Origin of the sequence: Oceaniglobus trochenteri (assembly GCF_020529025.1) — a bacterium.
In the GTDB taxonomy this organism is placed as follows: Bacteria; Pseudomonadota; Alphaproteobacteria; order Rhodobacterales; family Rhodobacteraceae; genus Oceaniglobus; species Oceaniglobus trochenteri.
Window position 1 is genome coordinate 20,655 of sequence record NZ_JACNMM010000001.1, and the last position, 6,900, is coordinate 27,554.

General features: G+C 61.6%; 9 protein-coding genes. All 9 read right to left on the reverse strand.

The window, feature by feature from the left end; translation table 11 throughout:
* Entirely contained in the window at positions 1 to 504 is a 504-nt protein-coding gene (locus H7828_RS00105) for a TRAP transporter small permease (protein WP_226778901.1), read from the reverse strand.
* A 53-nt stretch (positions 505 to 557) separates the two neighbouring features.
* Positions 558 to 1,532: a TRAP transporter substrate-binding protein gene (locus tag H7828_RS00110; protein ID WP_226778902.1), complete on the reverse strand. Its 975-nt coding sequence runs from the start codon at positions 1,530 to 1,532 to the stop codon at positions 558 to 560.
* Between the two features lie 94 nt (positions 1,533 to 1,626).
* The gene (locus H7828_RS00115; protein WP_226778903.1) at positions 1,627 to 2,298 is read right to left on the reverse strand and encodes a GntR family transcriptional regulator; all 672 of its coding nucleotides are present in this window, start codon (positions 2,296 to 2,298) and stop codon (positions 1,627 to 1,629) included.
* 235 nt (positions 2,299 to 2,533) lie between these two features.
* On the reverse strand, positions 2,534 to 3,337 hold the full coding sequence (locus tag H7828_RS00120) for a hypothetical protein (protein ID WP_226778904.1): 804 nt from the start codon (positions 3,335 to 3,337) through the stop codon (positions 2,534 to 2,536).
* Between the two features lie 161 nt (positions 3,338 to 3,498).
* A complete protein-coding gene (locus H7828_RS00125) occupies positions 3,499 to 3,699 on the reverse strand; it encodes a hypothetical protein (protein WP_226778905.1) in 201 nt (66 codons plus the stop codon).
* A 341-nt stretch (positions 3,700 to 4,040) separates the two neighbouring features.
* Positions 4,041 to 4,514: a DUF3299 domain-containing protein gene (locus H7828_RS00130; RefSeq protein WP_226778906.1), complete on the reverse strand. Its 474-nt coding sequence runs from the start codon at positions 4,512 to 4,514 to the stop codon at positions 4,041 to 4,043.
* Positions 4,515 to 4,561: 47 nt separating this feature from the next.
* Positions 4,562 to 5,077 (reverse strand): DUF3299 domain-containing protein, encoded by a 516-nt coding sequence (locus H7828_RS00135; protein ID WP_226778907.1) that lies wholly within the window; start codon positions 5,075 to 5,077, stop codon positions 4,562 to 4,564.
* On the reverse strand, positions 5,074 to 6,324 hold the full coding sequence (locus tag H7828_RS00140) for an ABC transporter permease (protein WP_226778908.1): 1,251 nt from the start codon (positions 6,322 to 6,324) through the stop codon (positions 5,074 to 5,076). The genes H7828_RS00135 and H7828_RS00140 overlap by 4 nt, the downstream gene beginning before the upstream one ends.
* A partial coding sequence (locus H7828_RS00145; protein WP_226778909.1) for an ABC transporter ATP-binding protein occupies positions 6,321 to 6,900 on the reverse strand: 580 nt, incomplete at its 5' end. The genes H7828_RS00140 and H7828_RS00145, both read right to left, overlap by 4 nt.

Here is a 6,900-nt window from a genome sequence, read left to right on the forward strand (position 1 = left end):
TCAGACCCCCGCCGTTTCGGCGTCGTCGTCGAACATCCGCTCGACCGCGCCCATGGGCATGAAAAGCTTCATGACCAGCAGGCCGATGGACGTGAAGGCAAAGATCGGCATGGAAAGATATATGATCCCGTAGGGTATGCGCAGCGCCGCGCTCGGCTGATCCATCTGCGACAGGGCAAGCATGACCCCGTAGTATCCCAGCACACCGAGAAAGCAGATCGTCGCGACGTCGCCGATGACCTGAACCGCCCGCGCCGAACCGCCCGAAAGGCGCCCGGCAAGGTCGAACACCTTGAAATGCATGTTGCGCCCGAAAGCTGCGGCAGCGGCAAAGAATGCGGTATAGACCAGAAGGAAGACACTGATCTCGAAGGTCGCAGGCAGCGAGTAGCCGAAAAGGTTACGTCCGATCACTTCTGCAAGAACCACGAGAAAGATCACCGCGACCAGACCTGCCGAAATATTGGCCAGAAGGCCGACGAGCGTGCGATAGGCTGCGTGCATGAAACTATCCGAATGTAGGGCCCGGCGCCCTGGGCCGCCGGGCATTTGCGCGATCAGCGGACCGCCTTGATGGCCTCGACAAGCGGCGTTGCGCCATCGTTGCCTTCGAGGATCGCGGGCCATGCGCCCGAGAGGCGTTCCGCCAGCGGATCCTTGTCGATGCCCAGGATCGTCAGGCCAAGGTCTTCAAGCTGGGCATATCCTGACTCGTTTCCCTCGACCGACATCGGATTGCCGGTTTCATTGAACAGGGCGGCGCATTCGCTGACAGCGGTGCGCTCGGCCTCGCTGAGGCCCTGATAGACCTGATCCGAGATCACCATCATCATCAGGTTGTACATATGGCCCGAGCGGGTGATGTATTTCGCCACTTCATAGGACTTGCTGCTCAGGAACCCCTCAGGCGTGCTTTCCATGCCCTCGACAAGGCCGGACTGCATGGCGGTGTAAACCTCGCTCCAGTCGACGCTGACCGGCGTTGCCTCCAGCGCCTCGAACATCTTCAGCCAGATCGGGATGGGCGGAGAGCGGAATTTCATGCCTTTGAAGTCTTCGATCGCTTCGACGGGCTTGTCGATCGTCATGAAATCGCGAAACCCGTTGTGCATGAAGCCCAGCACCCGGATATTCTGGTTTTCCAACAGCAGATCGGCGGTCATCTGCCCGGCCTCGCCATCCATCGCGCGCTCGGCATGATCCCACCCCGAAAAGAGGAAGGGCAACTGCCAGACGGTGAGCTCCGGCTGCACGTTCGACATATAGGCCGTGTCGGTGATGGTCATGTCGATCGCGCCGATCTTGACCTGCTCCACCACCTCGCGCGCGGTGCCAAGCTGCCCGGCGGGAAAATGCGCGACGGACATCCCGACATCGTCACGGGCCGCGATGCATTCCGAGAACGCCTCGGCCAGCTTGCTGTTGATCGACTCCACGGCGCTGTGGTGCGCCAACGTGATCTGGGTCTCGGCCCCAGCCGCCACCGGCAATGCGATGGACGCGGCAAGAGCGAGCGAATGCAGATGTTTCATACGAATCCTCCCTGAAACGGATGAATTCTTATTACATCATATTATGACGCAAACAACCATTTTATGATATGATTTTACGCCAGCGCCCTGCCCTTCATTTCTTGGCGCGGCGGGCATCAATGCGCTCCACCATGTCGCTTCTTGCGCTGGCCACATGCAGCCGGGCCAGCGCGACTGCCTGTGTCACATCGCGCCTGAAAACGGCATCCAGCAATTCCCGGTGTTCGGCCGCGATCGCCTCCAGCCGCCCGGGCGCGAAGCCAAGCTGCTTGCGCAGGGCCAGGATGATGTTCTGGTTCAGGCCCAACAGCCGCTCGGCCTCGGCGTTGTTGCCCGCCGCGTTGAGGATTCGATGAAAGGTCGAGTTGCGCTCCATTAGTGAATCGGCGTCGTCCCGTTTCGCCGCCATCTCGATTTCACCTTGCTGTTCAAGAAGTTCAGACCTGATACGCGAAGTCATGTTCAGGCAAGCACGCTCGACCAGAAGGCTTTCGAGCGCGGCCCTTATGTCGTATATATTTGCAACGAACTCGGCATCGATGGGCCGAACAATCGCCCCCTTGTTGGGAATGATCTGCAGCAGCCCCTCGGCCTCCAGCGTGCGCATTGCCTCGCGGATCGGCATGGCGCTGACCTCGAAGCGCGCCGCGACATCAGCAATCTTGACCCGCTCACCAGCCGCGAATTCCCCCGAAAGGATCTGCTGGCGCAACCTCGATGTCACATCATTGGTCGCAAAGCCGTATTCCGGCGAGTGCTTTGACATCACGAACCCTCTTAAACCACACTTCGAGAAAGATCATATCACATATTTTCCGTGAGGCCAGTATCTGCTCCACTGGCCCTTCTCGCCGCAATCAACGGAACCGCGGCGCAATCGCAGGCGGCGCCTGCGCCCCACCGAAGTTCAGCTTGACGGCGTGAGGCTCCATGTTCGGAACTCGCCTCCCCCTTGGCGGCGATCATCCGATCCGTCGCGGCCAGTCATCATGGCCCGCTGCTCAATACCTTCTCATTCCGGCAAGGCCTTCAATGGCGTTGCACCTCGCACCAAAGAACTGGGCGGGTGGCAGAAGCCTCAGAATATTTCGATATCCGTCGCCCTTACCAAGGCGTCCTGCTCGAAGGTGGCGATCAGGTCCTGTGCTGCGCCGCCGGTGCCATCCGCGTCGAACCAGAGCCGACCCGAGGCGCGATCGAAGATGAATCGGTCGTCGGCATCCAACGCGGTCGTTCCAGCTACGAAGTGATCGCCGTCCAGGCCACCTGCCGCCAGCCCTCCGAAGATCGGTGCTGGTGTCGTCCGGGGCGTGCACTGTCCAGATGACCACGAACCCGCCGCTAGAAAGGGCGAGGATATCAGGCTGCGATGCGATTTCGACCCTGTTGGCATTGGCGATCGTGCCCTGCTGAAGTGAACCCGCATCCTCAGGCTCCAGCAGCGCGATGCGGATGTTGCCCTTTTCGGCCCAGGCAGCAACGACCTGGCCATTGGTCAATGCGGTGGCCTGCGCTTCCTGTTCGTCATTCAGATGAAAGTCGGAATCGATGACAATGCTGGCGCTGCCCTCGAACCTGCCGCCAATGCCGCCATTCCCGGCCCAAAGCGTGAACTGACCACCGTCCGAAGTCTCGACGGACGAGATCGACAAGCCCGAGCCGCCATACTGGCCAGTCTCCACAATGGACCGCGTAAAGGCGGTGGCGTCGTTGGAGGCGAAATCATACGTCACCGCCGCGAACCCGCCGCCCCGCGCCACACCGTGCAGCGCTGAAACGACGAACCCGCCGTCCGAACGGGCCACAATATCGATATCCTTCAGGTTCGCCCCGGATTGGAGCGTGATCACAGGACCGAGAGAGGCGCTGTCAGCCGAAAACCGCTGCGCCAGAATGCTTGCCCCGGAAATCCAGGCGATGACGAAAGTTCCGTCTTCAAGGGCCGCGACTTCGGGATCTGTGGCTGTCAGCGCGGCCTGTTGACCCAGCCCGATTTGCCCCCAAGCGCCGGGCCGGCGTCATCAAGAATGCGGAAGGTCGCTTCCAAAGCTCCCCCGGATCCGAAGCCCGATGCATAGGCAATGACCGAATTTCCGTTCGCGAGCCGTGCGGAGGAAGGATCGCCATCGTCGCGCGTGTTGGGTTCGTCCACTACGAATTCGGCCATCGTTTCCTCGCAAGTGCCGGAAGTTCAGGTGGAAGTGGTGTTGTTTTAGCATCCGCAGAAACAAGAAAAAGCATCGATGCGAAAATCCGCGCGTTGCCTCCTCTCCTGTCTGACCCGAAGACGTGGGAACCCGTCACCTAACGGCCGAACACCACCTCGGGGCGGTCATCAGTTCAGGAGAATATTGACCGCGAAACAAGCTCTCCAGCCTCTTCGCCCAGGTGATGGCCATCGACCCTTCCCGCGCAACCCCCAAAACAACGAGAAATTCTGTACGCACCTGGATCGAAAGAACATTTTGCGGGGGGTAAGTGGCGCACAGATCCGGTCTGACATTCAACCTATTCAGTCGGCTTTCGCCCGCGATAGGGCACGACACTGTCGGCGGAAAGCGCGTATCCGACTTCGGCCATTTGGGTGGATGTCGATGCGATCCCAAACATTCCCGTCACGGTCACCGCCTCAAACAGCATGCCCGCGGCATAGGGCCTTTCGGTCGTAACCAGCACAAGCTGGTTCGCAGGGGGCGGTGGGACATGGATGCATGCGCCAACGTAGGGCACCAGCATGAACGCGGTCACACCTGTGCCATCATAATCGAGCGGGATGATGAATCCTGAAAGGCGGACAGTAAGGCCGTTCCAATCCCTGCGAACACCGTTCGAGTGCGGCTGTTCGCTTGCCAAGGCTGCATCTTTGTGCGCGACCAGGCCCTGAAGCTCTGGTGGCAGCGATGTCACCCCCTCTGGCACAAGGTCGGGCCAGTCCAGTTCGACGACATCTTCGGCCCACAGGCCGGTCGCAGTCAGGGCCATCAACCCTGCGAGACCGAGGCAGACACCCCGCCGAACAGGATCGGGCCTCACCATTCGTAGATCTCGATGTTTTCCGCCACGAGGTGATAGCCGATCTCGGCGATTTCCGTCGATCGCGGCCGCGCGCTCAGACGACCGTAGACCCAGATCGCATCCCAGAGACTGTCCGAAGGCCAGGGCGCCTCGGTTGTCACGAATACAAGCTGGTTCGGCGGTGGCGGAGGCACGTGAATGCAGGCCCCTACGTAGGGAACAAGGACAAAGGTCGTGACGCCCGTAACCCCTGTGTCGAGCGGGATGATATAGCCCGGCAGCTTCACGGCAACACCGTCCAGTTCGGTGTTCAGCTTGGTCGCATTCTGATCGTAGATCGGATTCCACGTATCATTCTGCTCATCCATCTCGCCTTCGCCGATTATCTCCGCGTATGGGACCCCCGGTGGGATCAGATCATCCCATGTGATCTCACGAAACGGCGACGCTTCCGCCCTCGCCGGCAGGAGGGCTCCGGCACCGGTGGCAAGCACAAACTGCCTGCGTGTGAAACGAGGTGCGATCATCATATCTTCACCATCATGCCATCAGCAAGCGAGAGGCGATAGGCCCTTAGCGCTGGCAGCAGGCTTGCCAGGACTGCGGCACCGATCACGCCCGCAAGAACCAGAAGTTCCCGCATTGCGGGCGGTTCAATCGGCAGCCAGATGCCAAAAGCCGTATCCACCAAGGGCCGCGCCACCGAAAGCCCCGCATAGAGAAGCGCAAGGCCAAGCGTGGCACCCGCAGCCGCCATGAGCATCGCTTCAAGGACCAAAAGCCCGAGGATCACGGCGGGACGTGCGCCCATGGCCCGCCAGATCGCCATCTCGCGCCGGCGTTCGTTCAAACCCGAAAAGATCATTGCCATCATGCCAAGCAGCGCGGTGGCGACGACCATCACCGACACGCCCAGCAGCGCCGTTTCCGCCACGCCAACGATCTGCCACAACTCGGCCAGCGCGACGCCGGGCAGGATCGCCAGCAGCGGCTCCTCGGGGTACTCGTTGATCCATCGTTGCAGACCGAAAATCTGGAGTCGCGAGTCCACGCCCACCAATGCCGCCGTTATGGCCTTTGGCGTCAGATCCATGGTCCTGATGGCCTCGACCGGCGTTGTCCGGCCCGGAATCTGGCCGCCGGATTGCCAGTCGACGTGGATCGCCTCGATGGCCTCAAGGCTCACGATCACCGTCCGGTCGACGGGCGTGCCGGTCTTGGCGATGATCCCGGCGACACGGAATGGCTGGTCGTCATGCTCGGTAAAGGACGCCAACCCATGCGAGACGACGATCGGGTCGCCCACCGCATAGCCAAGCGTCGCCGCCACGTCTGCGCCGATCACCGCATCATAAAGGTCTTCCAGGCCGTGGCCCTCCGGGATCTCCAGCGACCGGCCCCCGCGATACTTGTAGCGTTTGAAGAACTCTTGCGTCGTGCCCATGACCCGGAACTGGCGGTGGCTATCGCCAAGTGAGACCGGAACGATCCAGTCCACCTCCGGCCGCGCGGCAATGTCCTGGTAGCTTTCCCAGGTGACATTGTTGGTGGCGTTGCCAATGCGAAACACGGAATAGAGCAGAAGTTGCACCGAGCCAGAGCGCGCGCCCACGATCAGGTCAGTACCGGAAATGGTGTCGGCGAAACTGGCCCTTGCCCCGGTGCGGACCTTCTCAACCCCGAGGAACAGCGCGACTGACAGCGCGATTGCCAACACGGTCATGCCAACGGTGAGCGCCCGCGCAAGAAGCGACCCTACGGCAAGTCGGAGGATCATGCAGCCTGCCTTTCGTTCGTCACGATATCCTCAAGCCGGACGACCCGGTCAAAGCGCGCGCCCAGACGTTCGTCATGGCTGACCATGAGCAGGGACGAACCGACCTCTCCGGCCTGGTCGAAGAGAAGGCCAAGGAATGTGTCCTGTGTCGCTGCATCCAGGGCCGAGGTCGGCTCGTCCGCGACGATCAGTGGCGGCGCGCCGATCAGTGCGCGCGCCACCGCGACGCGCTGTTGCTGGCCCACGCTCAGCCGTCCCGCCTGCATTGCCAGCACATCGCCCGGCAGGCCGAGTGCGGTGCAAAGGCGCGCGGCCTCGCTGGCAGCGTCACCGGCCCGCGCCCTGCGGTCGGGGGCGAAGCGCAGCGGCAAAAGGATGTTGTCAGCGACGCGGGCATAAGGAAGCAGGTTGAATTGCTGGAAGATTACCCCGATCCTTTCGGCGCGAAACCGGTCGCGGGCGCCTGCGCGCCTGGCGCCCAGGTCAGTCCCGTCGACGGATACGCGGCCCCTGTCCGCGGCAACGATGCCGCAGACCAGCGACAAAAGCGTGGATTTCCCCGACCCGCTTGCGCCA